This is a genomic window from Xanthomonas campestris pv. asclepiadis (assembly GCF_020784175.1).
GTDB lineage: Bacteria > Pseudomonadota > Gammaproteobacteria > Xanthomonadales > Xanthomonadaceae > Xanthomonas > Xanthomonas campestris_D.
The window spans coordinates 1-25986 of sequence record NZ_JAJGQM010000049.1; the positions used below are offsets into that span (position 1 = coordinate 1).

14 protein-coding genes and 1 pseudogene are annotated in these 25986 nt (G+C 65.8%); 12 read left to right on the plus strand and 3 right to left on the minus strand.

The window, feature by feature from the left end; all coding sequences use genetic code 11:
- Window positions 1-379: 379 nt before the first annotated feature.
- Window positions 380-1546 carry a DUF5694 domain-containing protein gene (locus LL972_RS17810; protein WP_228328727.1) on the minus strand — a complete coding sequence of 389 codons (1167 nt, stop codon included), beginning with the start codon at window positions 1544-1546 and terminating at the stop codon, window positions 380-382.
- A 280-nt stretch (window positions 1547-1826) separates the two neighbouring features.
- Between LL972_RS17810 and LL972_RS17815 the strand changes: the two genes are divergently transcribed.
- The 4 genes and pseudogenes from LL972_RS17815 (at window position 1827) to LL972_RS17830 (ending at window position 12710) form a co-directional block, all read left to right on the plus strand.
- Window positions 1827-4184 (plus strand): Tat pathway signal protein, encoded by a 2358-nt coding sequence (locus LL972_RS17815; protein ID WP_228328728.1) that lies wholly within the window; start codon window positions 1827-1829, stop codon window positions 4182-4184.
- A 182-nt stretch (window positions 4185-4366) separates the two neighbouring features.
- A pseudogene (locus LL972_RS17820) lies at window positions 4367-6711 on the plus strand (DPP IV N-terminal domain-containing protein).
- 583 nt (window positions 6712-7294) lie between these two features.
- The gene (locus tag LL972_RS17825) at window positions 7295-10192 is read left to right on the plus strand and encodes a TonB-dependent receptor plug domain-containing protein (RefSeq protein ID WP_228328729.1); all 2898 of its coding nucleotides are present in this window, start codon (window positions 7295-7297) and stop codon (window positions 10190-10192) included.
- 142 nt (window positions 10193-10334) lie between these two features.
- Window positions 10335-12710 carry a glycoside hydrolase family 127 protein gene (locus tag LL972_RS17830; RefSeq protein ID WP_228328730.1) on the plus strand — a complete coding sequence of 792 codons (2376 nt, stop codon included), beginning with the start codon at window positions 10335-10337 and terminating at the stop codon, window positions 12708-12710.
- A 317-nt stretch (window positions 12711-13027) separates the two neighbouring features.
- Here the strand turns inward: LL972_RS17830 and htpG are convergent, their stop codons facing one another.
- Entirely contained in the window at window positions 13028-14932 is a 1905-nt protein-coding gene (gene htpG, locus LL972_RS17835) for a molecular chaperone HtpG (protein ID WP_228328731.1), read from the minus strand.
- Window positions 14933-15104: 172 nt separating this feature from the next.
- On the opposite strand from htpG, the gene rsmD reads away from it, so the two are divergent.
- The 6 genes from rsmD to LL972_RS17865 all read left to right on the plus strand — a co-directional run bounded on the left by rsmD (window position 15105) and on the right by LL972_RS17865 (window position 21183).
- Window positions 15105-15794, plus strand: a complete 690-nt coding sequence (gene rsmD / locus LL972_RS17840) for a 16S rRNA (guanine(966)-N(2))-methyltransferase RsmD (protein WP_228328743.1) — start codon at window positions 15105-15107, stop codon at window positions 15792-15794.
- Complete coding sequence (gene coaD / locus LL972_RS17845; RefSeq protein ID WP_104582103.1) at window positions 15791-16297, plus strand: pantetheine-phosphate adenylyltransferase; 507 nt, start codon at window positions 15791-15793, stop codon at window positions 16295-16297. The genes rsmD and coaD overlap by 4 nt, the downstream gene beginning before the upstream one ends.
- Before the next feature lie 47 nt (window positions 16298-16344).
- Window positions 16345-16842, plus strand: coding sequence for a hypothetical protein (locus LL972_RS17850; RefSeq protein ID WP_228328732.1), 498 nt, complete (start codon window positions 16345-16347; stop codon window positions 16840-16842).
- A gap of 231 nt (window positions 16843-17073) precedes the next feature.
- Complete coding sequence (locus tag LL972_RS17855; protein WP_003489796.1) at window positions 17074-17358, plus strand: YfhL family 4Fe-4S dicluster ferredoxin; 285 nt, start codon at window positions 17074-17076, stop codon at window positions 17356-17358.
- Window positions 17355-19133, plus strand: a complete 1779-nt coding sequence (gene ggt / locus LL972_RS17860) for a gamma-glutamyltransferase (protein WP_228328733.1) — start codon at window positions 17355-17357, stop codon at window positions 19131-19133. Before LL972_RS17855 ends, ggt begins: the two co-directional genes overlap by 4 nt.
- A 289-nt stretch (window positions 19134-19422) precedes the next feature.
- Window positions 19423-21183 carry a glycoside hydrolase family 9 protein gene (locus LL972_RS17865; protein WP_228328734.1) on the plus strand — a complete coding sequence of 587 codons (1761 nt, stop codon included), beginning with the start codon at window positions 19423-19425 and terminating at the stop codon, window positions 21181-21183.
- 302 nt (window positions 21184-21485) lie between these two features.
- Here the strand turns inward: LL972_RS17865 and upp are convergent, their stop codons facing one another.
- Window positions 21486-22118, minus strand: a complete 633-nt coding sequence (upp, locus tag LL972_RS17870) for a uracil phosphoribosyltransferase (protein WP_024940024.1) — start codon at window positions 22116-22118, stop codon at window positions 21486-21488.
- A 151-nt stretch (window positions 22119-22269) separates the two neighbouring features.
- Between upp and LL972_RS17875 the strand changes: the two genes are divergently transcribed.
- Together LL972_RS17875 and LL972_RS17880 are read left to right on the plus strand one after the other, a co-directional pair.
- Complete coding sequence (locus tag LL972_RS17875) at window positions 22270-24831, plus strand: TonB-dependent receptor (RefSeq protein WP_228328735.1); 2562 nt, start codon at window positions 22270-22272, stop codon at window positions 24829-24831.
- On the plus strand, window positions 24828-25949 hold the full coding sequence (locus LL972_RS17880; protein ID WP_228328736.1) for a phytase: 1122 nt from the start codon (window positions 24828-24830) through the stop codon (window positions 25947-25949). Before LL972_RS17875 ends, LL972_RS17880 begins: the two co-directional genes overlap by 4 nt.
- Window positions 25950-25986 lie beyond the last annotated feature (37 nt).

Sequence of the window (25986 nt, forward strand, 5' to 3'; positions counted from 1 at the left end):
CCGTGAATCCGTCCATGGAGGCTCTTACGCGGCATCCATGCCGCGTAAGGTCCCGCGACGGTAGGCGGGCAAGGACCAGTCGAGATGGTCGGCGCGCAAGGTCGCGAGCAAAACATGACGTGTGTTGTTTGGATAGCGTCGCCTCCGATCAGCCTTCCAATGCACCCCGAGCAACAAGCAGATTTTTGCCAAATCACCGACCAACTCTCTGGTGCGGTGTCCTAGCCGGTTGCGGGACCGTATGGCGGCATGGATGCCGAGACCGATTCCCCAGGGAAGGGCTTACGGCGTGTCCCACGAGCGGCGAGGGCACCGCGCGCTCGACCAATCAGGCTTTTGACTGAGAGCGTCACGCTGAAGCCGTTGTACTCACTGTCGCTCACTTTCCGTCGGCACCCAACACCTGCGCCGCATCCACGATATCCACGCCCTGCAGCTGTCCCAGCCAGTTGTCGAACCAGGGCTTGTGAGTAGCGCCCACCACCGCCAGCACACGTGCACCGGGTTGGTCGGCAAAGCTGGCACGCACGTTGGACACCATGCGCAGGTTGCGGATCTCCCAGCCGGATACGTAGCGATAGCCGTAGTGTTGCGGCGAGGTGTCGCTCAACGCAGCGCGGAAGTCCACCTCGATCGACAACTGCTGGTTGGCCGGAAGGTTGATTGCGCGGTAAAGCTCCAACAGCTTGCCTTGTTGCGCCAGCTGTTTTTTCTGCGCGCGCATCGTGCCGGCGCGATGCGCGGCTTCTTCCCAGGCCGCCCGGACCGCATTCCCATAGGCCGCCGTGTCGTCCACCTCCGCGTTATCGCCGGTGTGATCGTCGACCGGGTAGATGCGCTGCAGGCCCAGCCGTACCGCCAGTGGCACGGAGATCTGGCTACTCTCGTCCTGGCGATGTTCCATCGCACGCAGCCGTGCCACCAGCGCGGCATCCAATCCATCGCCAGGGCGTTGCTCCGTCTGTGCAAGCTGCAACCACTGCACCAAGGCAGACCATGGATCGCCCGAGGCCAGAAACAATGCAGCCAGCTGTCGGCGCTGCGCCGACGTCGGCGCACTGGGCCAGCTCTTGAGTGTTGCACGCACCTTGCCGATGGCGGCCGGCACATCCAGGCCGGTCGCACGTGCCGCGTCGTCGACCTTGGGACAATAGGCTGCACTGTCTTCCGGCAGATAGACCGTGGGGTGCCGGCGTATCAAATCGCAGGTTTCGCCCGACAGATCCTCCGTCGTGATGATGGTTGGCTTGTAGGCCGCCAATCGGTCCAGCAACGGTTGCAGCCGTGCTGCACTTATGTCGCTGCCGTCGGGCAACTGCGACAGGTGCACGCTGCCGAGTACCAGCACCTGGGTGCGTGGCGCGGCCATCTCGGCATCCAGTTGCGACAGGTCCACCTGCGCCTGCGCGATGCAGGGCGCGATCAAGGCCAGCCACAGCCAGCAATGCGCCGGACGTTGCAACTGCCTGGCAGACGCACTGCATGCATCGAAAAACCGCGCTGCGGCGCGGGCACTGTGCGCGATGCGCGGTAGGGATGGCTGCATGACGTTCCTTGTAGGTGGGTTTGGATTGTGTGGCTGTCCGGCGACAGTGCCGCCTGCGTCTGTGCAGCCAGTGTGGCTGCCACCGCAGATGCCGGCGTGGCCAGAAAGTCACGTGGCTAACTGGCAGGGGGGGCGAAGGGACGGCACTGTGCGTTGCCTTGATGGCAGCGCAGAAAGAGCTGCTTATGTGCGGATTTCCGCACACGTGCCAGATACGCCCCACAAGACGCGGGGCGCGCAGTCGCGCACGATGTGGATGAGATCAAGCGAGGGCGCGACGATGGACCGCAGGACCTTTTTGCGTCAGGGCATGGCGGCGACCGCGGCGGTGGGCGCAGGTGCCGCGCTCGCGAAGCCGGGCACGCCGCACACCCCGGCGACGTTGCCGCCACCGGCGCTGCCACGTCTTGAAGCATTGCCGTCGGCCGCGCATGTCGGCAGCAAACTTTGCAGCTTTCGGCATCTGCAGCAGGACTGGACCGTCTACGAGCATCTCGACGACCCGCAGGGTGCGCTGACGCTGTGGACCGACAGCGGCATGCTGCGCCTGGACAAACGCACCGAGCCGGCCTATCCGGCCGAGGGCAAGCCCTACTTCGGCATGCCGCTGGCCGAGGTGGCGATGGCCGAGGCCGATCTGCTCGCCGACCGCCTGCTGCGCGATGGCGACCCGGACGAGGCGCAGGTGCGCGATGTCGCGCCGCCTCCGGCCTCGCTGCTCGACCCCAAGGACACTGGCGGGCGCTGGCCATGGACCACCTTCGTCGGCACGCGCGAAAGCCTGGACACCATGCCGATCCTGCCCAACGGCCGTAGCCGCACCGCGCGGCCCGAACACGCCTTCCCCGAGTTGGGCGACGAGGCGCTGGTCAAACGGCGTGAGGAAGGCCTGCTGGGTGGATGGATGCCGGCAGTGCGCAAGGTGATGCGGCGCCAGGGCCAGGCCGATGGCTGGTACGACGTGCTGGTGTTTGCCGACGTGCGTGCCAGCGATCGCTTCGTGGTGCAGACCTGGCATCGCACGATGCATGTGCGCGGCGGCCAGATCGTCGGCGTGCATTACACCCACAGCTATCCCGCGTTCGCACCGTCGCGCAAGCCGGCCACTGCCGAACAGTTCTATGCGGCATTGCTCGATTTCGCCGCGTACTGGCAGCAGGCCCTGGACGGCACGGTGCAGGCGCAACTGCCCGATGCCAGCTGGAACGACATGGCGCAATTTGCGTTTGCGCGCGAGCTGGTAGTGCGCCCCGGTGGCGATTACCCGAAGTACGGTGCGGTGGAGCGCGACTACTACGGCAACGAGTACGACGGCTTCCAGGACACCTTCACCAGTTCGCTCTACGCCAATCTGGAATGGGGCCGCTTCGCGCAGGCCGCTGCGGTACTGGACAACTACTTCGACGACTTCGTGCAGGACGATGGCCTGCCGAACATGCGCGGGCCGGAGGTCGGGCAGTTCGGGCTGACCCTGTCGCTATTGGCGCGCTATCTGCGCTACACCGGCGATGCAGCGCGGCTGCGGCGCCTGCTGCCAAAGATCGCTGCCACCGCCCAGCTGCTATGCGATCTGCACGACCAGGCGATGGCATTGCCGCGCAGCGCGCATGGGCATGGCCTGCTGCATGGCTGGAACGAATCCGATGCCTGTCTGTTTCCCGCCCCGTCGCTGTGGTGGAAACCGTATTACGCCAACAGCGCGCTGACGATACGCGGCTGGGAAGACATTGCCCAGGTCTGGAGCACGCTCGGCGGCGATGCCGGCCTGTCCACGCAATGGCAGCGTCGCGCCAGGCAGTTGCGCACACGGCTGCACGCCAGCCTGCGTGCCAACGTGCGCCGCGATCTGTCACCGCCGTATATCGGCCCGTTGCCGGGCACCACACTGACGTTTCGCCAATCGTTGCTGCAGGAAAAGCCCAGCGAGCAGCAATGGCCGCACCGCGCCTACGCAGAATTGCTGCAGGCCGATGTGCTGCCCGACGACCTGGCCAACCTGGTGATCGATTGCCTGCGCGGCCATGGCGGTACCAGCATCGGCGTGGTGGCCAACATCGCACCGCCGGAGCCGGGCAGTCGCGATCTGCTCGGCTTCATCTCCTACGGCTATGCGCAACAGCTGCTGCGGCTGGATCGTATCGAAGAGTATCTGTTGTTCGTCTACGCGCACCGCTACCAAGTGCATACGCGCGGCAGCTGGACGGCCGGCGAGGTCAGCGGCATTACCGGCGGCATGCCGTTGTTCTGCATCCCCGCGCAGATGACCATCCCGTTGCTGCTGCGCTGGATGCTGGTCAGCGACGACAGCGCAGGCGAGCAGCTGTTCCTTGCACGTGCGCTGCCGCGCGCATGGCTGGGCAGTGGCGCTGCGGTCGGCATCACGGCGGCGCCCACACGCTGGGGCAAGCTCACGCTGAGCTTGCGCGCTGACGTGGAGGCACGCCGTATCGATGCCGAGGTGCAACTGCCGGAACGGCCACCCAGGCACACCTGGCTGAGCCTGCGTGCGCCCAAGGGTAAGAAGCTCACCCGCGTGCTCGTCGACGGCAAGCCGGCGCGTCCGCAAGGCCCGCATGCCGATCGTGTGGCATTGCCCGGCAGCACGGCGGCGGTGAAGGTGCAGGCCTGGTACGCGTGATGGACCGTCGGCGCGATGACCGTGCCAGCCCTGTCGCGTTACCGTGATCGCCATCGACCACGGAGGCTTTCGCAGGCCGTTGTGTGCGAGCCGATTCGGGCATGCACCGCATCGCCGATGTCACTCCCTCTCATCGTGCATGACGCGCCGACCATGAACACGCCATCTCTGCGGATAAACGCATGAAGCCACTCCTGCATCAGAGCTCTCGGTGGCACTTCGTCGCTGCGTGCTGCCTGAGCGTCGCACTCTGGACGCTCTCGGCAAGCGCAGCGGCTGCCTCGCTGTCGTCCACGCCGCCACCGACGCAGTACGCGCAGGCGATCGGCCTGTCCGATCACTACGCGTCGCTGGTCGACAGGCAACCGACCGCGCCGGTGTGGATCGATGCGGGGCATTTCCTGTATCGGCGTGGCGTTGCACGTGCCGATCAGGCGCCGGCCATCGAGTACCGCCTGGTGGATGCGGCCAGCGGCCGCAACACGCTGGCCTTCGATCATGCGCGGCTGGCGGCGGCCCTGACGCAGGCCGGTGCGCAAGCCATCGACGCCACGCACCTGCAGCTGGAACAACCCACGCTGCAACAGCAGCGCCTGGGCTTCCAGCTGGCGAAGCGGGGCTGGCAGTGCGATCTGGCCCGCTATCGCTGCGCGCGTGTGCCCGAACGCGACGTGCAGGCCGAGTCGATGGACATGCGCCTGCCGCTCAAGCAGGGCGAGCGGCAGGCCAGGCTATCGCCGGATGGCCGCTGGCGCGCCTGGGTGGAGCAGGCCAATCTGGTGATCGCACCGGTCGGTGGTGGCGCGCGCAGCGTGCTCAGCCGCGATGGTAGTGCCGACGATTACTACGCACTCGACAGCGTGGTGTGGTCGCCGGACTCGCAGCATCTGGCTGCGTATCGGGTCAAGGCGCCGCCGCCACGCATGGTCTATTACATCGAATCGGCGCCGGCCGACCAGCTGCAGCCGAAGGTGCATCAGCAGGTCTATCCCAAGCCTGGCGATGCCTTGCCGGTGATGCAGCCGGTGTTGTTCGACATCGCTACGCGCGCCGCGCATCCGGTGGCGATGACACTGCTGCCCAATGCCTTCAGCTTGAGCGAGATGGTCTGGTGGAAGGACAGCCGCGGGCTCACCTTCGAATACAACGCGCGCGGGCACCAGCTGTATCGGGTCATCGAAGTGGACGCGCGCACGGCCGCCGCGCGCACGCTGATCGAGGAGACCTCGCCCACCTTCATCGAATACTCCGAACTCAGCGGAACCCAAGAGGACGGCGGCAAGCATGCGCGGCGCGATCTGGCCGACGGCGCGCAGATCCTGTGGGCCTCCGAGCGCGATGGCTGGGAGCACGTGTATCTGTACGACGGCCACAGCGGTGCGGTGATCCGCCAGGTCACGCGCGGCGATTGGGTGGTGCGCAAGCTCGACTACCTCGACGAGGCCGCAGGCCAGCTGTATTTCACCGCCTCCGGCATGCAGCCCGGCGAGGACCCGTATTACCGCCACGCCTATCGCATCGGTCTGGATGGCAGCGGGCTCACTGCATTGACACCAGCGGCCGCCGATCACCAGGTGAGTTATTCGCCCGATGGCAAATGGTACCTAGACCTGTACTCGCGCGTGGATCTTGGCCCGGTACTGGAGTTGCGACGCAGTGCCGACGGCGGGTTGGCACGCACGGTGGAGCGCACCGACCTGCGTCGTCTGCAGGCTGCCGGCTGGCAGCCGCCGTTGCCGTTCCACACCACCGGCCGCGACGGCAGAACCGAGATCTGGGGCGTGATCCAGCGCCCGCAACACCTGGATCCGCAGCAGCGCTATCGCGTGATCGAAGACATCTACGCCGGCCCGCAGGGGTCCTTCGTCCCCAAGACGTTCAGCACCCGCACGCCAGCGCTGACCGCGCTGGGATTTGCGGTCGCGCAGATCGATGGCATGGGCACCAACAATCGCTCGCGCGCCTTCCACGAGGTGGCCTGGCGCAACCTCAAGGATGCCGGCCTGCCGGATCGCATCGCCTGGCACAAGGCCGTTGCCGCACAGTACCCGTGGTACGCCATCGACGGCGGCGTCGGTGTATACGGCACCTCGGCCGGTGGCCAGAACGCATTGGGTGCGCTGCTGTTCCATCCGGAATTCTATGTGGCAGGCGTCGCCAATTCCGGTTGCCACGACAACCGCATGGACAAGATCTGGTGGAACGAGCAATGGATGGGCTGGCCGGTCGGGCCGTGGTATGCCGAATCGTCGAACGTGGAAAATGCCGCGCGGCTGCAAGGCCATCTGCTGCTGGTCACCGGCGACATGGACATGAATGTCGATCCGGCCAGCACCTTGCAGGTGGCCGATCGCCTGATCAAGGCGGGTAAGGATTTCGACCTGCTGGTGGTGCCTGGCGGCGATCACGGCGCCGGCGGCGACTACGGCAAGCGCCGCCTGCTGGATTCTTCCTGCGCTGGATGCAGCAGTCGCCAACGCCGGACTGGAACCACACCCAGGCAACGACACCGACGCAGGCGCCGTGACAGCCCAGGTTCGGGCCTGCCGGCAGACCGGTTGACGGCACTGCATAGACGGCGGGCGTTGAACGAGTGCGGGCGGGGCAGTGCACGCTGACGGCCGTCATCGCGCTGCTGCATGCAGGCGCATCGCGCGATGCCTGGATCGACCGACATCGCAGATGGTCGCAGGGGATACATCGTCCAGGGTGCGTCACCACTGGTCTTGCGTGTAACGTCCAGCTGCCGACATCGCTGCAGAGCGCATCGACACAGGCTGGTTCATTTGCGAACCATGCGGTTATCCGCATGCGCTGTCGCCAAATGCGACAAGACGTGGCGCATGCGCACAGGCACATTGTGACCAGCTGATGAAACTGGAGCGCATGGGCGCCTCCGGAACGAAACCAACATTCTTTCCGACAACACGCGTTGCTGCGTGACCCTGCATGGTCGTGCGCGTCGCAGGTTGTCTGCGTGTCTGCAGCACGGCCGTGGCGAGAGATGTCGCTGCGCGCGCGTCTGCCATCCATCTTGCCCTGCGCTGGTGTCCGCTGGCACGGGCGTGTGTTGCCCATCGTTTGTCTGCCATACGACTCAGGAGCCCTGCATGCCGATGTTGCTGTTGCCTCTCTCCCGGACCACCGGCACGACCACGCGCCCGCTGCCGAGCATGCTCAGCGCCGCACTGCTGCTGGCGCTCTCTGCGGGTGCCGCCGCTCCCGTGTCTGCGCAGCAGGCAGGCAACAGCGCTGATGCGCCACAAACGCTGGATAGCGTGGTCGTTACCGGCTCGCGTTTGCGCCGCGTGGATACCGAAACCGCCAACCCGGTGGTCACGGTCAGCCAGGAACAGATCGCCGCGACCGGCAAGGCCACGGTCGGCGATCTGCTGCAGGAGCTGCCATCGATCGCCGGCAACGCCACCAATCCGTACACCAACAACGGCGGCGGCACCGGTGCGTCGGCCATTTCGCTGCGCGGTCTGGGCGACAAGCGCACGCTGGTGCTGGTCAACGGCATCCGGCTTGCCTACAACGACGTCAACGCGATTCCGTCCAGCATGATCGAGCGCATCGAAGTGCTCAGCGACGGTGCCTCTGCGGTGTACGGCTCCGACGCCATCGGCGGCGTGGTCAATTTCATCCTGCGCAGCCAGTTCGATGGTGTGCAGTTCAGCAGCGACTTCGGCACCAGCAGCGAAGGCGATGGCAATCGACGCAACTTCACCCTGACCACCGGCAAGACCTGGGAGCGCGGCAGCCTGATCGGCGGCCTGTCGTATCACAACATCGATCCGGTGTCGGCAGCGGCGCGCGACTATTCCAGGGACGCGCTCGCACTGACCAACGGGCAACCGGTGAAGCAGGGCTCGTCCGCAACGCCGACCGGTACCGTGAATTTCAACGATGGCTCGGACCAGTCCACGCAGCTTGCGCAGGCAAATGGCTGCGGGCGCGTCACCCTCAACAGCGGCGTGAGCGGTCGCGCCGGCCCGGGCGATTTCCACTGTTACGACGCCAGCGCCGATTCCTACAACTACCAGCCGTTCAACCTGTTGCAGACGCCGCAAAAGCGCACCAACGCGTTTTTGCTGGGCAGCTATCGCTTCAGCGACAACGTCGAAGGCTACGTCAACACCTGGTTCAGCAAAACCGAATCCGCCTCGATCATTGCGCCGATTCCGATCTTCGCCAACGGCGACAATATCCTGGTGTCGGCGCAGAGCTACTACAACCCGTTCGGCGTGAACTTCGGCACCGATCGCAGCACCGGCACCTCCTACAACGACCTCAACACGCGCGCCACCGTGCTGGGCAACCGCAGCTATCAGTACAACACCTACAACTTCCAGATCAGTCCCGGCCTGCGCGGCCGCTTCGGCGACAGCTCCTGGCAATGGGATGCCACCTTCAACTACGGCAAGGTCAAACAGAAGTCGATCAACAACGGCTTTCTCGACTATGCCGCGTTCAATCGGGCCATCGGCCCCTCGTTCCTTGACAGCGATGGCGCAGTCAAGTGCGGCAGCGCAGGCGCGGCGATTGCCGGCTGCACACCGCTGAACTTCTTCAACCTCAACGACGGCGCCAACCTGTCCACCTTGCAGGGCATGATGGTCAACCCGATCGTGACCAGCGTCTACACGGTCAATCAATTCGAGGCCAATGCCAACGGCTCGCTGTTCGATCTGCCGGCCGGTACCGTCAGCCTGGCAACCGGCATTTCGTATCGCAAGGAGCGCTCGACCACCGCCTCCGACCCGCTATGGACCGGCGATGAAGACGGCCTGTGCGGGGTGATCGAATTCTGTTCATCCACGTTGGCCGGCAGTTTCGACGTCAAGGAAGCCTATGCCGAAGCGCTGTTTCCGCTGCTGAAGGACTTGCCCGGCATCAACGCCCTGAACGTCACGCTGGGCACGCGCTTTTCCGATTTCAGCTCGGTCGGCAGCAAGACCAACAGCAAGGTGTCGCTGGAATATCGCCCGATCGAGAACCTGCTGATCCGCGGCACGGTGTCGGAGGTGTTCCGCGCGCCCAACATCAACGAGCTGTACGCCGGCGTGGCCGGCGATGCGGCCACCGTCAACGACCCATGCAATGGCTACACCGGTGGCAATAGCGTGGCCTGCGCCAATGTGCCCACCGATGGCAGCTACCAGCAATCCGATGGCCAGGTATCGGGCAAGGTGTCCGGCGCAGCAGTGGCCGGGTACCAGCTCAAGCCGGAAACCGGCAAGTCCTACGACGTGGGACTGGTGTACGACCCGCAGTGGATCGATGGGCTGTCGCTGAGCGCGGACTGGTGGCGCATCGATCTGGAAGACACCATCACCACGGTGTCGGCGCAGACCGTACTCAATCAATGCTTCGCCAACCCGGCCAGCTCCTTTTGCGCGTTGATCCATCGCAACGGCAACGGCACCATCAATTACATCGCCGAACCCACCGTCAACCTGGGCAAGCTGTGGGCCAAGGGCATGGACTTCAACCTGACTTACCGCGCGCCGCCCACCGCGTGGGGCAATCTCAGCGCCGGGCTCAACGGCACCTATCTCACCCGTTACGACGTGCTGCCCGATACCACCGACCCCAGCTCGGTCACCATCCACAACGTGGGCCGCTACACCCAGGCCTACGGCAATTTCCCGCGCTGGCGTGCGCTGGGCACGGTGAACTGGGCGTTGGACGACTGGAGCGCCACCTGGCGCATCCGCTATGTGGGCCACACCGCCATCGGCAATTCGGATCCGGACCAGAGCCTGTCGGCCGATTCCAGCGAGCCGATGGTGGTGCGCAAGATCGGCGCCTATGTCTACAACAACCTGCAGCTCGGCTACAACGTCGAGCCGTGGCATACGCGCTTTGAAGTGGGCGTGGACAATATCGCCAATAAGCAGCCGCCGCTGTATTACTCTAACAACGTCGGCAACGCCAATACCGATGTGGCCACCTACGATCTGCTGGGTCGGTTCTACTGGGCGCGTGCCACGGTGAAGTTCTGATCGGGCGGTTTGTCGCCGGTGCGTGCGGCCAGATGTCATCGGTCGCGCGCATGTCTGTGCGGTCGCGGGTGTGCACGACTGCGCGGGCGTGTGTCGCAATGGCGCGCAATCCGCGCGCGCCGGCAGGAGTTAAGCTGAGCCCATGACGGATATGCATGCAAGCGAGTTGCCCGACGACCACGCGCCGAGTCTGTCACGGCGGCGTTTTCTGGCCTGGAGCAGCCTGGCGGTTGCGGCGGGTTTCCTGAGGTTTCCGGCGCAGGCCAGTGCCGCGCAACCCGGCAGCGTGCGCGCAGTCCCGCTGGCGCAGGTGCGGCTCACGCCGTCGTTGTTCCTGGACGCGCTGCAGACCAATCGTCGCTATCTGATGCGGCTGCAGCCGGACCGGCTGCTGCACAACTTCGTGCTGTACGCAGGGCTCGATCCCAAGGCCAAGGCATACGGCGGCTGGGAGGCGGACACCATCGCCGGGCATACGCTGGGTCACTATCTCAGCGCATTGGCACTGATGCATGCGCAGACCAGCGATGCGCAATGCCGCGCACGCGCAGCCTATCTGGTGGGCGAGCTGGCACGCTGCCAGGCGCACGCGGGTGATGGCTACGTCGCCGGGTTCACCCGCAAGACCGCCGCTGGCCAGATCGAAAGCGGCCGCGCGGTGTTCGATGAACTCAGGCGCGGCAAGATCGACCCGGCGCCGTTCTACCTCAACGGCAGCTGGGCGCCGCTGTACACCTGGCACAAGCTGTTTGCCGGCCTGCTCGATGTGCATGCGCATTGCGACAATGCCCAGGCGCTGCAGGTGGCGGTCGGCCTGGCCGGCTATCTGCAAGGCATCTTCGCCGCACTCGACGACGCCCAGCTGCAGAAGGTGCTGTCGTGCGAATTCGGTGGCCTCAACGAATCCTTCGTCGAGCTGCATGTGCGGACCGGCGATGCGCAATGGCTGGCACTGGCGCAGCGCCTGCACCACCACGCCGTGCTTGATCCGCTTATCGCCCAACGCGACGAACTGGTGCACCAGCATTCCAATACCAATATTCCCAAGCTGATCGGCCTGGCACGCGAGTACGAAGTCACCGGCGATGCCGCCTCGGGCGCGGCAGCGCGCTTCTTCTGGCACACCGTCACCGACCATCACACCTACGTGATCGGCGGCAACGGCGACCGCGAGTATTTCCAGCAGCCGGACAGCATCTCGAAGTTTCTCACCGAGCAGACCTGCGAGCACTGCGCCAGCTACAACATGCTCAAGCTCACCCGCCATCTGTACCAATGGGGCCCGCAGGCCGAGTTCTTCGACTACTACGAGCGCACCCTGCTCAACCACGTGATGGCGCAGCAGCATCCGCGCACCGGCATGTTCACCTACATGACACCGATGCTGGCCGGCGAAGCGCGCGCCTGGTCGTCGCCGTTCGACGATTTCTGGTGCTGCGTCGGCAGCGGCATGGAGGCGCACGCCCAATTCGGTGATTCGATCTACTGGCAGGACGGGCAGGGCGTCTACGTCAACCTGTATGTGCCCTCCAGCGTGCGCGATGCCGCCGGGCTGGACATGACCCTGCACAGCGCGATGCCGGAGCAGGGCAGCGCCTCGCTACGCATCGACGCCGCTCCGGCCGAGCAACGCACGCTCGCACTGCGCGTGCCTGGCTGGGCGCAGTCGCCGAAGCTGCAGCTCAACGGCCAACCGGTCGATGCCACCGTCAATGCGGGCTACCTGCGCATCGCCCGCGTCTGGCGCGCCGGCGACACGCTCACGCTGTCGTTCGAGATGCCGCTGCGCCTGGAAGCCACGCCGGACGACCCGGCCTGGGTCTCGGTGCTGCGCGGGCCGCTGGTGCTGGCGGCCGACCTGGGCGATGCGGCAAAACCCTGGTCGGGCAAGACCCCGGCATTGATCGGAGGCGATGACATCCTGCAGCGCCTGCAGCCGGTGGCAGGCCAGGCCGCGTTCGACTACAGCGACGGCAGCCAGCAGTGGCGCTTCTCGCCGTTCTACGCGCAGTTCGATCGCCGCAGCACGCCCTACCTGGAGCATCGCGATGCTGCCGCATGGCAGCAGCATCAAGCCGAGCAGGCCGCAGCAGAAGCGAAGCAACGGGCGCTGGACACGCGCGCACTGGACCGCGTCGCCCTGGGCGATGAGGCCTCCGAAAAAGCGCATGGCCTGCATAGCGAAAGCTCCTACGCACTGAGCTACCGCCGCCGCGCCGGCCGCGACGCCCGCACCGGCGGCTTCATCGCCTTCACCCTGCGCAACACCGCCCAGGCCCGCATCCTGCGCCTGCGCTACTGGGGCGACGAAACCCGCCGCCGCTTCCGCATCCTCGCCGACGGCGAACTCATCGCCAACGAACGCCTCGATGGCAATCGCAGCCTGGACTTCGTCGATGTGGACTACGCCTTGCCAGCAGCGGTCGCCGGCCGCGCCACGTTGCAAATCCGCATCGAGCCGGAGACCGGCTACTCGGCCGGACCAGCGTTCGGATGTTGGGTACTGGAATCGGCGTAAGCGCCGCTGCGGCCGGTCTTCAATGACGTTGCCTGTGCTTTGGCCGGAGCGCGCAGGTATCGCGACGCACCCGGCCATGATCCCGACAACGAGGACCCGATAAACGTCCGACTAATTTTTTCCTAGGGCCGCATTCGGCAAGACTGTCGTCATCGTCCCATGTGCATCTGCGTCATGGAGGAGTGCGAGCCGTTACCGAAGCGGTGTGGTGTCGGACACCGCTGTCGCCGCTCTTCCAATCGTCGCCACGAGACAGGCCCAAAAAAAAGACCGGCGCATGCGCCGGTCCTGGTGTGTCACGAAAGGTGTCGCAGCCCTTATGCCGACAACTCCAGCAACAACTTGTTCAACCGCTTCACATACCCGGCCGGGTCCTTGAGGCTATCGCCCGCTGCCAGCGCCGCCTGGTCGAACAGCACACGGCTCAGATCGCCGAAGCGGTCCATGTCGGCTTCCGCATCCAGCTTTTCGATCAGCGGGTGGGCAGGGTTGAACTCGAATACCGGCTTGGTTTCCGGCACGGCCTGGCCGCTGGCTTCCAGCAGCTGACGCATCTGCAGGCCCAGGTCGCCCTGGCCGATGGCCAGGATCGCCGGGGAATCGGTCAGGCGGTGCGAGACGCGCACTTCGGCCACGTCGTCGCCCAGGGCGGCCTTGATGCGCGAGGCCAGGCCTTCCTTGGATTTGGCGACTTCTTCCTGTGCCTTCTTGTCTTCTTCCGAATCCAGCTTGCCCAGGTCCAGATCACCGCGGGCCACGTCCACGAACGACTTGCCGTCGAATTCGGTGAGGTAGCTCATCAGCCATTCGTCGATGCGGTCGGTGAGCAGCAGCACTTCGATGCCCTTCTTGCGGAAGACTTCCAGGTGCGGGCTGTCCTTGATCTGCGCGTAGCTCTCGCCGGTGAGGTAGTACAGCTTGTCCTGGCCTTCGGCCAGGCGGCTCACGTAATCGGCCAGGCCAACGCTCTGCGCGCCGGTGGTGTCGTGCGTGGAAGAAAAACGCAGCAGGCCGGCGATCTTCTCGCGGTTGGCATAATCTTCGGCAGGGCCTTCCTTCAGCGCCTGGCCGAAGTTGCGCCAGAACGTTGCATAGTCGTCCGGCTTGTCCTTGGCCAGCTTCTCCAGCATGTCCAGCGAGCGCTTGGTCAGCGCCGACTTCATCGAGTCGACCACCGGGCCGGACTGCAGGATCTCGCGCGACACATTGAGCGACAGGTCGGACGAATCCACCACGCCCTTGATGAAACGCAGGTACAGCGGCAGGAACTGCTCGGCCTGGTCCATGATGAAAACGCGCTGCACGTACAGCTTCAGGCCCTTGGCCGAATCGCGGTGATACAGGTCGAACGGGGCGCGGCCGGGCACGAACAGCAGCGAGGTGTATTCCAGCTTGCCTTCGACCTTGTTGTGGCTCCACGCCAGCGGGTTGCCCGCATCGTGCGCGACGTGCTTGTAGAACTCCTGGTATTCGGCGTCCTTGATCTCGGACTTGGGCCGCGTCCACAGCGCGCTGGCGCGGTTGACCGCTTCCCACTCCGGCTCGGCGGGCGCGTCGGCCTGTTCGCCGTGGTGCTCCTTGCGCATCTCGATCGGCAGGCCGATATGGTCGGAGTATTTCTTGAGGATGCCGCGCAGCGTCCAGCCGTCGGCAAAGCTGTCTTCGCCGTCCTTCAGGTGCAGCACGATGCGGGTGCCGCGCTCGGGCTTGTCGACGCTGGCGACCTCGAACTCGCCTTCGCCACGCGAAGACCAGTGCACGCCCTCGTTGGCCGGCAGGCCGGCGCGACGCGAGTACACGTCCACCTGGTCGGCGACAATGAAGGCGCTGTAGAAGCCCACACCGAACTGGCCGATCAGGTTGGCGTCCTTCTTCTGGTCGCCGCTGAGGTGCTTGAGGAAGTCGGCGGTGCCGGACTTGGCGATCGTGCCCAGATGCGAGACCGCGTCCTCGCGGCTCATGCCGATGCCGTTGTCGTCGATGGTGACGGTGCGCGCGTCCTTGTCGTAATCCACGCGGATGCGCAGCTCGCCGCCGCCTTCCAGCAGCTCCGGCTTCACCAGTGCCTCGAAACGCAGCTTGTCGGCGGCGTCGGCGGCATTGGAGACCAGCTCGCGCAGGAAGATTTCCTTGTTCGAGTACAACGAATGGATCATCAGCTGCAGCAGCTGCTTGACCTCGGTCTGGAAGCCAAGCGTCTGCTTGTCGGTTTCAACGGTCATTGGGGTCGTGCTCCATGGTGGCCCAGGCCGCAACGCGGCCGATGGCCTGGGGGATGAGGCCGTGTGGGGATTTTTCAAGGCGAGCGTGCGCCAGATCGCCTGCGTCGATGCCGGTCAGGGGAGGGCGGTTGCGGCAATCGCGGCGGTATCATGGCCGGCCAACCGTCCTGCCCTGAGCCATGTCGCCATCCGTGCCGCCGCTGTCCCGCCTCCGTTCGCCCACACCCGGCGCGCAGCGATGAGCCGCCCCGCACGGCCGGCGCCCCGCGGCGCGGAAGGGCAGGTGCGCATCGTCGGCGGGCGCTGGCGCAACACCAAATTGTCGGTGCCGGACCTGCCCGGCCTGCGCCCGAGCAGCGACCGCGTCCGCGAGACGGTGTTCAACTGGCTGATGCCGCGCCTGCCAGGTGCGCGCGTGCTGGACCTGTTCGCCGGCTCCGGCGCGCTGGGCCTGGAAGCGGTGTCGCGCGGTGCGGCGCATGCGACCCTGGTCGAGCGCGACCCCGGCCTGGCGCAGCGCTTGCGCCAGCACGTGACCCGGCTGGACGCGGCCGACCAGGTGCAGGTGCTGCAGGATGACGCGTTGCGCTGGCTGGAGCGCGCGCCGGTGGCGCAGGCCAGCATCGTGTTCGTCGATCCGCCGTTTGCCGCCGGCCTATGGCCCAGCGTGCTGGAACGCCTGCCCGCGCACCTGACCGCCGATGCCTGGCTGTATCTGGAAGCCCCGGCCGAGCTGCCGCCGCAGGTGCCGGCCGGCTGGCACCTGCACCGCGAAGGCGCCACCCAGCAGATGCGCTATGCGCTGTACCGCCGGGCCGCTGCTACACTGAACGGCGATCCGACCCCGGTAGTTTCCGTATGAGCGTGGCCAATAGCCGCACCGCCGTCTATCCCGGTACCTTCGACCCGATCACCAACGGGCATATCGATCTGGTGAACCGCGCCGCGCCGTTGTTCGAGCGCGTGGTGGTCGGCGTGGCCTACAGCCCCTCCAAGGGCCCGGCCCTGCCACTGGAACGCCGCGTGGAGCTGGCCCAGGAAGCACTGGCCGCGCATGCCAACGTGGAAGTGCGCGGCTTCGACACGCTGCTGGCCCACTTCGTGCGCGACATGGGTGCCGGCGTGCTGCTGCGCGGCCTGCGCGCGGTGTCCGACTTCGAATACGAATTCCAGATGGCCAGCATGAACCGCCATCTGATCCCGGAGGTGGAGACGCTGTTCCTCACCCCGGCCGAGCAGTACAGCTTCATCTCGTCCTCGCTGGTGCGCGAAATTGCGCGGCTGGGCGGGGACGTGTCCGGTTTCGTTCCAGCTTCGGTTGTCGAAGCCTTGCGGCAGGTGCGGCAAGCCCGCGCGCAGGCCTGATTCTCTAGCAGTCACATCACCACATGCTTTTCAAAGGGAGGAGTTTCATGAAACACACCATGCGCGCGCTGGCGCTCGCTTCGATCGCCGCTCTGGCCGTCACCGCCTGCAAGAAGGAAGAGCCGGCACCGACCGCCGCCGCCGCTCCGGCTGCGCTGACCGCGCCGGCCAAGGACGACAACGCCGGCTGGAAGAAGTACCTGCAGGAAGTGGTCGGCCAGAACCTGGGCGCCACCACCAACAGCCCGTTCCTGTACTACTTGCCGCCGGAGTCCGATGCCGAGTTTGCCGGCAGCTACGAGCGTCAGCTGGAAAGCGTCAAGACCGCACTCGCACGTGGCGTGCAGCCGGGCAACATGCTGGCCTTCGGTTCGTCCGCCTCGACCAAGATGGCCGACCTGATCGACGCCGCGTTCAAGGACGTGCCGCCGGATTCGATGAAGGGCGTGCGCGTGCTGTTCATCGGCAATGCGCCCGAGAATGCGCGCGTGCAGGCCATCGTCCAGCCCAAGGGCGTGGAATACACCTTCGTTGAAGCCAAGTAATGCCGTACCAGGCCGGATGCGCGGGAGGGCGCGTCCGGCCGCCGTGTGGAATCGCGGCATGCTGCTGATTCCGCACGTCATCGGGGCCGGTCCGCTTGGACCGGTTGCCGACCACGCGCATGGCGTTGTCCGTGCATCGCGCCACGCCCCGTACGTCCGCGTCCGGCGGTACGTTGCGTTCCAGTGCCTGGCGTTGCATCGCGCTGCGTCGCATCGCATGGTGTTGCCGATATGTCGCTGAAGATCAACGAGCTCTGCGTCAACTGCGATGTCTGCGAGCCGGCGTGCCCGAATCAGGCCATCTCGATGGGCGAAACCATCTACGTCATCGACCCGGCACGCTGCACCGAGTGCGTGGGCCATTTTGACGAGGCGCAATGCGTGGTGGTGTGCCCGGTCGAATGCATCGACCCGGATCCGGCGATACCGGAAACCCACGATCAATTGCTCGCCAAGCTCATGCAGCTGCAGCGCGACCACCCCGAACTGTACGAACAGGAGCCTCCCGCCCCGTGAGCATTTTTTCCCGACATTTCTCTGCGCGCGGCCTGTTGCTGCTGGCCTTCGTGCTGGCACCGCCGGCCTGGTCTGCCGATGGCAGCAAACCTGCGGCGGCTGCAAGCTCGCCGGTGGCGGCGCATCCGCCGGGCGCGGCGATTGCCAGCGGACACACCTTGGCCACCGATGCCGGCCTGCAGATCCTGCGCGAAGGCGGCAATGCCTTCGATGCGGCCATCGCGGTGTCGTCCACGCTGGCGGTGGTCGAGCCGATCAGTTCGGGTCTGGGTGGCGGTGGCTTCTTCCTGCTGCACGATGCCAAGACCGGCAAGGACGTGATGCTGGACGCGCGCGAGACCGCGCCCGAGTCGGCCAGCGAAGCGCAGTTCCTCGACAAAAAAGGCGAGCTGGATCGCGACCGCTCGGTCAACGGCCCGTGGTCGGCCGGTATTCCCGGGCTGCCCGCCGCGCTGGTGGAACTGGCCTCCAAACACGGCCGGCTGCCGCTCAAGCAGTCGCTGGCACCGTCGATCCGCATCGCCACCGAGGGCTTCCCCGTCTACGCGCGCATGGCCAAGGGCTATGCCTCGCGGCGCGAAGTGATGGAGCGTTACCCCGGCACGCGCGAGGTGTATCTGCGCGGCGGCAAGCCGATTGCAGAGGGCGACATCTTCAAGCAGCCCGAGCTGGCGCACACCTTGAAGCTGCTCGGCGACAAGGGCTTTGACGGCTTCTACAAGGGCGAAACCGCCAGCAAGCTGCTGGCCGGCGTCAAGCAGGCCGGCGGGCAGTGGAAGGCCGCCGAGCTGGCCGGGTATCGGGTGAAGGAGCGCACGCCGATCCAGTTCGATTACCGCGGCTGGAAGATCACCACCGCGCCGCCGCCGTCTTCCGGCGGTATCGCACTCGCTGCGATGCTGCAGATTCTGGAAGGCTGGGATCTGGACAAGCTAGACGACGCGCACCGCACCCATCTGGTGGTCGAAGCGATGCGCCGCGCCTACCGCGACCGCACCTTCTTCCTCGGCGACCCGGACTTTGTGGCCGTGCCGCAACGCGTGCTGACCAGCAAGGATTACGCGCAAGGCCTGCGCGCCACGATCAACCCGGAAAAGGCCACGCCCAGCGATCTGCTGTCGGGCAACCCGACCCCGCTGGAAGACGACGAGACCACGCACTTTTCCATCATCGACGGCGAAGGCAACCGCGTCGGCGCCACCCAGACCGTCAACCTGCTGTACGGCTCGGGCCTGATCCCCAAGGGCACCGGCGTGCTGCTCAACGACGAGATGGACGACTTCGCGCTCAAGCCGGGCACGCCCAATGCCTTCGGCGTGATGGGCTACGCGGCCAACGCGCCCAAGCCGGGCAAGCGCATGCTCAGCTCGATGACGCCGACCTTCATGGAATCGGCCGACAAGGTCGCGGTGATCGGCACCCCGGGTGGCAGCCGCATCATCACCATGGTGCTGCTCGGCATCCTGGGCTACGACGCCGGCCTGGACGCGCAGCAGGTCAGCGCCTTGCCGCGCTATCACCACCAGTGGCTGCCGGACGTGATCGAGGCCGAGAGCAACGCGTTCTCGCCGCAGACCGCAAAGGCGCTGCAGGCGATGGGGCATGCGCTCAAGCTGCCCGGCGACACCGCCGAGGGCGGCCGCGGTTCCAGCCACGTCTGGGGCAACCTGCAGACGGTGGAATGGGACAAGCGCAGCAACGTGCTCACCGGCGGCAGCGACCCGCGCAACCCGGTGGGCAAGGCGCAGGTCCAGCTGGCGACACCTGCACGGTGAGTGCCGTATGCCTGCTCCGTGCGGCGGGGCAGGCATTACACGGCGAACGATGAGAACCGGCTTGCGCTGAGGCGCGAGCCTGGCCTGCCGGTTCGGCCCAGGCGGCACAGGTGCCGAACACGCGGCGCGGCGAACCGTGTGCCTACCTCGGCAACTACGTGCAGCACGCCTGCACCGGCCTGAGTGGGTGCCGGAAGGTCACTTCCTGCCAGCAGCAATACGGTTTGGTGCCGTGTCCTATGTCGGGATTGGACTTGTCGCTGTACGTCGATTTGGCGACCATCGCGGCATGACCATTTTGCAGACCCTGCTCACCGCCATGGTGATCGCATCGCCCATCGCCGCCTGCGCGGCCGATACGACCGGCACTGCCGGCAGCACGGCGGCTGCCGGCGCCGCGATCCACGTCAATCAACTCGGTTATCTGCCGGCGTCGGCCAAGCTGGCGGTGGTCGGCTTGCCGCCATCCGCTGCGGCTGCGGCAGACCGCTTCACGGTCGAGGATGCCAACGGCCGCCGCGTGCTGGAGGGCCGCTTGTCGCCGGCGGCCACCTGGGCACCAGCGGGGCAACAGGCACGCGTGGCCGACTTTTCCGCGCTGCGCGCCCCGGGGACGTATCGGGTGAAGATCGCCGGTTTGCCGGCGTCGGATCCATTCCCGATTGCGGCCGCTGCCTACCAGCCCGTCGTGGATGCCTCGCTCAAGGCGTTCTACTTCAATCGCGCCAGCACCGCGCTGCCGGCGCAGTTCGCCGGGCGCTATGCGCGTGCGGCCGGACATCCGGACACCGATGTGCGCATCCATCCTTCTGCTGCGTCTGCCACGCGCCCGGCCGACAGCGTGATCCGTGCGCCCAAGGGCTGGTACGACGCCGGTGACTACAACAAATACATCGTCAACTCCGGCATCAGCACCTACACCTTGCTGGCGGCCTACGAGCAGTATCCGGCGCTGTTCAAGGCGCAGCCGCTGACCATCCCCGACGACGCCCCCGGCGTGCCCGGCATCCTGCAGGAGACCTGGTGGAACCTGGAATGGATGCTGGCCATGCAGGACCCGGCCGATGGCGGCGTGTACCACAAGCTCACCGACAAGCAGTTCGATGGGCTGGTGATGCCCGAGCAGGCCAAGCAACAACGCTATGTGGTCATGAAGGCCACTGCGGCCACACTGGATTTTGCCGCGGTGATGGCTGCCGCCAGCCGCGTCTACGCACCGTTCGACACGCAGTATCCGGGCGCGTCGGCACGCATGTTGAAGGCTGCGCGCAGCGCCTGGGCGTGGGCGCAGCAGCATCCGGATGTGATCTATCGCCAGCCCGATGACGTGCGCACCGGCGGCTACGACGATGCGCAGGTGGGCGATGAATTCGCCTGGGCTGCGGCGGAGTTGTATGTGACCACGCGCGAGGACGGCTTCTATGATGCGATGATCGCGCGCAATGTGCCGGCCAGCGTGCCGGGCTGGAGCAATGTCGGCGGACTGGCGTGGATGTCGCTGGCCGAGCATCGCGACCGGCTCACCCCGCATGCCGACCGTGCACGCATCGCGCGTGAGATCACCGGTCTGGCGCAGCGTCTTGCCGATGAATGGCAGTCCTCACCCTGGCGTCTGGCGATGACCGACACCGATTTTGTGTGGGGCAGCAATGCGGTGGTGCTTAACCGCGCAATGATGCTGATGCAGGGCTATCGGCTGACCCAGCAGCGGCCATTTCTGGATGCCGCGCAGTCGCAGCTGGATTACATCCTGGGGCGCAATCCGCTCGGGTTGTCGTTCGTTACCGGGGTAGGGTTGCGCAGCCCGCTGCATATCCACCATCGCCCTTCCGAAGCCGATGGCATCGACGCGCCGGTGCCGGGCTGGCTGGCTGGCGGCCCGCAACCGGGCCAGCAGGACGCCAAGGACTGCAAGGTGGCGTACCCCTCAAAACTGCCGGCGTTGTCGTATCTGGATAACGCCTGCAGTTATGCCAGCAATGAAGTGGCGATCAACTGGAATGCGCCGCTGGTGTATGTGAGTGCTGCGATCGAGGCGTCCACGCGCTGAGGCGGGCGGTTTTTCAACGCGATGCCGCGGCCGCTACCCTTCTCCCATCGGGAGAAGGTGGCGCGTAGCGCCGGATGAGGGTGCGCCTCAGGGGAGCTACCAATGCCGGCAATGACAAACGCGTCGCCACGCGCCGTCAGAAGTGACTCACCGACTGCTTCGCTCGACGGACCTTCACCCCAATCCCCACTGCGCGCCCCCGGCCCGCGCTTGCGGCGCGGGCGCTTCAAGGCACGCGCGCCAATGGCGCGCAAGCGGAGTCTTCTCGCCCCGCAGGCAGAGGGGCTTCAAGCCACCGCAGCTCACTCCACCCGCGTGCCGAAGATCCGGTCGCCGGCATCGCCCAGGCCGGGCAGGATGTAGCCCTTGTCGTTGAGGTGGTCGTCGATCGCGGCGGTGTAGACCTCCACGTCCGGATGCACGGCTTCCAGTGCTTTGAGGCCTTCCGGTGCGGCGACCAGGAAAATGCCCTTGATCCGCCGCGCGCCGGCGCGCTTGAGCATGTCGATGGTGGCGATCAGCGTGCCGCCGGTGGCCAGCATCGGGTCCAGGATCAATGCGTCGCGCTCTTCCAGGCGGCCGGTGAGGCGTTCGAAGTAGGGCACCGGCTGCAGGGTTTCTTCGTCGCGCTGCAGCCCGACCACGCTCACACGCGCAGCCGGAATCAGCGCCAGCACGCCGGGCAACATGCCCAGGCCTGCACGCAGGATCGGTACCAGGGTGATTTTCGCGCCGGCAATCCGCTGCACGGTCACCGGGCCGGCCCAGCCGGGTTGCACGTGCGATTCGGTGTCCAGATTGGCGGTGGCCTCGTAGGCCAGCAGGGTGCCCAGCTCGGTGACCAGTTCGCGGAAGCCCTTGGTGCTCAAGGCGGCATCGCGCAGCAGGCCGATCTTGTGCTGGACGAGGGGGTGACGGACTTCGACGATTTTCATGGGCAGCGACAGGCGGGAGAGACACACAGTGTGCCGTAGCCAGCGGCAGCGTCGCCACACATTGGGCGTGATCGTGCTTGCAGATGTCATGTCAGTGAAACGTCGTAGACATAGTGTGCCCACCCATTCTTAACCGATTGGGGAAGCACCCGTGTTGAACAAGACTCCGCTGTGCCTGGCGATCACGCTAACGTTGGCGGCGGCCACGTGGAGCCCGCTTGCGCAGGCGGCCGAGGGTGCGGCAGCGGCAACCGGCGCCTCCGGTGCGGCAGCCATCGATCTGGAGCGCCTGGAAGTGCGCCCGCAGGTGGAATCGCAAGTGCGCGCGGTCGATCTCAAGCGGGGTTCCGATGCGATCCAGGATGCGGTGGCCTCTGATGCGATGGGCCGCTACCCCGACAAGAATGTTGCAGAATCCTTGCAGCGCCTGCCCGGCGTCAGCGTCACCCGCGATCAGGGCGAGGGCCGCTTCGTGGTGATCCGCGGCCTGGATTCGGCGCTCAACAGCGTCACCATCGACGGCATGACCATGGGCACGCCGGAAGACGGCACGCGCTCGGCACCGCTGGACGTGATTCCCTCCGACTCGACCGAGCGCCTGAAGGTGGTCAAGTCGCCGACCCCGGACATGCCGGGCGATTCCATCGGTGGTGCGATCCAGGTCGAGTCCACCTCCGCGTTCGATCGCGATGGCCGCACGCTGCGCGGCTCGATCGAAGGCAGCCACCAGTCGCTGTCGGGCAAGACCAGCCCGAAGGGCGCGTTCAACTACAGCGACATCTTCGACGGCACCTTCGGCGTCGCAGTGGGCGTGAACTACCAGGACCGCGAATTCGAATCCGACAACACCGAAGTGGCCTACGACAGTTTCGACGGCGGTGCGGCCGACGATCTGTTCGCCGGTGAAGTGCAGCGCCGCAAATACTTCATCGAGCGTACCCGCATGGGCGCCAACCTCAACCTGGACTGGCGCCCGGACGCGGACAACCGCTACTACCTGCGCACGCTGTACAGCCGTTTCGACGATGCCGAAACGCGCCAGCGCACCATCTTCGGCCTGGCCGATGGGCAGGTCAGCGCCAATGGCGACGGCACCTACGCCGTGGCCGACCTGCCGGCCGATTCCATCTCCAAGCGCGTGCGCTATCGCACCAAGAAGGAAGACACCATGGCCTTGAGCGTGGGCGGTGAAAACCGTCTGAGCGCGGCCACGGTGGACTACAAGCTGGGTTACACCAAGACCACCGAGCGCGTGAACGACGAGATGGAAGCGCGCTTCAACTATGCCGGCGAAGATCTGTCGGCCACGGTCGACCAGAACAGCGGCATTCCGCGCCTTGGCTTTTCCGACAACGGCTGGCAGAGCAACGACGATTTCGTATTCGACCGCTTCGTGCTTGCGCCCAAGCGGGTGGACGACAGCGAGCGCAGCGCGCAGATCAACGTGCGCTTCGACGGCGAGCATTCCAGCCTGAAGATGGGTGTGCTCGGCCGCTGGCGCGAGCGCGATGTCAATGTGGACGAAAGCGAGCTGCGTCGCGGTCCGGCGATCGATCTGAGCGACTGGACCACCGCCGCACCGGAACACCGTGGCGGCACCCTGGGCGAAAGCATCGGCTCGGACGGCATGCGCCGTTACTGGAACACTTCCGGCACTCTGTATAGCGCACGTCCGCAGGATGTGGGCGGCAACCAGCAGGTCTCGCTGCAGGACGACTACACCGCTACAGAAGACGTGTTCGCCACTTATGCGATGGGCACCTGGGACATCGGGGCGCTGCGCATGATCGCCGGCGTGCGCGTGGAGAACACCCAGTTCAATGCCACCGGCAACCAGGTCGACGTGGCCGAGAACGGCCGCACCGCCACGGTGACGCCGCGCGAAGCCTCCAGCAGCTACACCAACGTGCTGCCTGGCCTGCATCTGCGTTACGACACCGGCAACGACTGGGTGCTGCGGTTTGCAGCCAACAAGACCTTGTCGCGGCCTGCGTTCGGCGACGTCTCCCCGCGCGTGAGCATCAATCGCGGCGACAACGAGGTAAACGTCGGCAACCCCGATCTCGATCCGTATCGCTCAAAGAATCTGGATCTGTCGTTCGAAAAGTACATCGGCAGCACCGGCCTGATCTCGCTGGGTGTGTTCAACAAGTCGATCGACGACTACATCGTGCAGACCATCAGCACCAACGATGCCGAGTTCCCCGACCTGCAGGTCACGCGCTCGATCAACGGCGACACCGCCAAAGTGCGCGGCGCCGAATTCAATTGGCAGCAGGCCCTGGACTTCCTGCCCGAAGGCTGGAACGGCCTGTTGGTCGGCGCCAGCGCCACCGTGCTGGACAGCGACTTCGATCCCGGCCTGAGCGATCGCGCCGGCGAGGACTTCACCTTGCCGCGCTCGTCCAAGCGCATCTACAGCGGCCACCTGGGCTACGAAAAATATGGCTTCAGTGCACGGGTTGCGGCGGTGTACCGCAGCGAATACCTGGACACCATTGGCCAAAGCCGCGCATACGATATCTACGTCGCCCCGCACACCCAGCTGGATTTCAGCATGAACTACCAATTCAACAGCCATGTCAGCCTGTATCTGGAAGCGCAGAACCTGCTGGACGAGCCACTGGAGCTGTACCAGGGCGTGCCCTCGCGCACGCTGCAGAACGAAGAATACGGCCGCACCTATGCGCTCGGCCTGAAGGTGGCACTGTGACCGCAACACGCACGCTGCTGCATACCACACTGCTCGCCGGCGCGCTGGCGCTGACCGCCTGCGCCAGCGCACCGGCCGACCGCGAAGCCGACGAGGCGCTGTTGAAGGACCCCTTGCTCAGCGAGGCCAAGGTGGCGCACGAAGTGGTGCCGGAAGCCTTCATCACCGCGCTGACGCCGGCCGACAACCTGGATTCGCCGGCCAGCTGGAGTGCGCCCGATGGCAGTCGCTGGTTGATCGCCACCGCCAAGGCCACGCATGCGCTGGTGGTGTTCGATGGCGATAGCGGCAAGCGTCTGCGCGTGGTCGGCGGCAAGGGCAAGGCCCTGGGCAAGCTGGATCGGCCAAACGGGATTTCGGTCGTCGACGATCTGGTGTTCGTGGTCGAGCGCGACAATCGCCGCGTGCAGGTGTTCTCGCTGCCGGATTTCAAGCCGTTGACCAGCTTCGGCCAGGACGAACTGCGCGAGCCCTACGGCCTGTGGGTGCGCAAGCACGACGGCGGCTACGAGGTGGTGGTCAGTGACAACTACATGTCGCCGGCCAACAAGGACCAGCCGCCGCCGCTGGCCGAACTCGGTCAGCGTTTCCGTCGCTATCAAGTGGACAACGCAGGGCAGGGCTGGCAAGCGCGTTTGACGCAGAGCTTCGGCGATACCACCGATGCAGGCGCGGTACGGATCGCCGAGTCGGTGTTCGGCGACGAAGCGCATGCGCGCCTGATGATTGCCGAAGAAGACGTCGCAGTGGGCACGCAGTTGCGCGAATACGGCATGGACGGGCGCTATCGCGGGCGCAATGTGGGTACCGGTTTATTCAAGGCGCAGGCAGAAGGCATGACGCTGTTTGCATGCAAGGACGGTAGCGGTTACTGGATCGCCACCGATCAGTTCAAGGACCGCAGTGTGTTCCAGGTGTTCGATCGCCAGAGCCTGGCGCATGTCGGCGCCTTCGCCGGCCGGGTGACCGCCAATACCGACGGCGTGTGGCTGGATCAACGTGGCGATGCGCGCTTCCCGGGCGGGGTGTTCTACGCCCTGCACGACGACCAGGCGGTGGCGGCCTTCGACTGGCGCGATGTCGCGCGCACGCTGCGTTTGAAAGAATGCGCGCCATGATCGCCGCACGTGCGGCGCTGTCTTGCGCGCTGTTGCT

Coding starts and splice junctions, on each gene's coding strand:
- coaD (WP_104582103.1), top strand. CDS start 15,791: ATGAGCGTGGCCAATAGCCGCACCGCCGTCTATCCCGGTACCTTCGAC.
- LL972_RS17865 (WP_228328734.1), top strand. CDS start 19,423: ATGACCATTTTGCAGACCCTGCTCACCGCCATGGTGATCGCATCGCCC.
- htpG (WP_228328731.1), bottom strand. CDS start 14,932: ATGACCGTTGAAACCGACAAGCAGACGCTTGGCTTCCAGACCGAGGTC.
- LL972_RS17855 (WP_003489796.1), top strand. CDS start 17,074: ATGTCGCTGAAGATCAACGAGCTCTGCGTCAACTGCGATGTCTGCGAG.
- upp (WP_024940024.1), bottom strand. CDS start 22,118: ATGAAAATCGTCGAAGTCCGTCACCCCCTCGTCCAGCACAAGATCGGC.
- LL972_RS17825 (WP_228328729.1), top strand. CDS start 7,295: ATGCCGATGTTGCTGTTGCCTCTCTCCCGGACCACCGGCACGACCACG.
- LL972_RS17810 (WP_228328727.1), bottom strand. CDS start 1,546: ATGCAGCCATCCCTACCGCGCATCGCGCACAGTGCCCGCGCCGCAGCG.
- LL972_RS17850 (WP_228328732.1), top strand. CDS start 16,345: ATGAAACACACCATGCGCGCGCTGGCGCTCGCTTCGATCGCCGCTCTG.
- LL972_RS17830 (WP_228328730.1), top strand. CDS start 10,335: ATGACGGATATGCATGCAAGCGAGTTGCCCGACGACCACGCGCCGAGT.
- LL972_RS17815 (WP_228328728.1), top strand. CDS start 1,827: ATGGACCGCAGGACCTTTTTGCGTCAGGGCATGGCGGCGACCGCGGCG.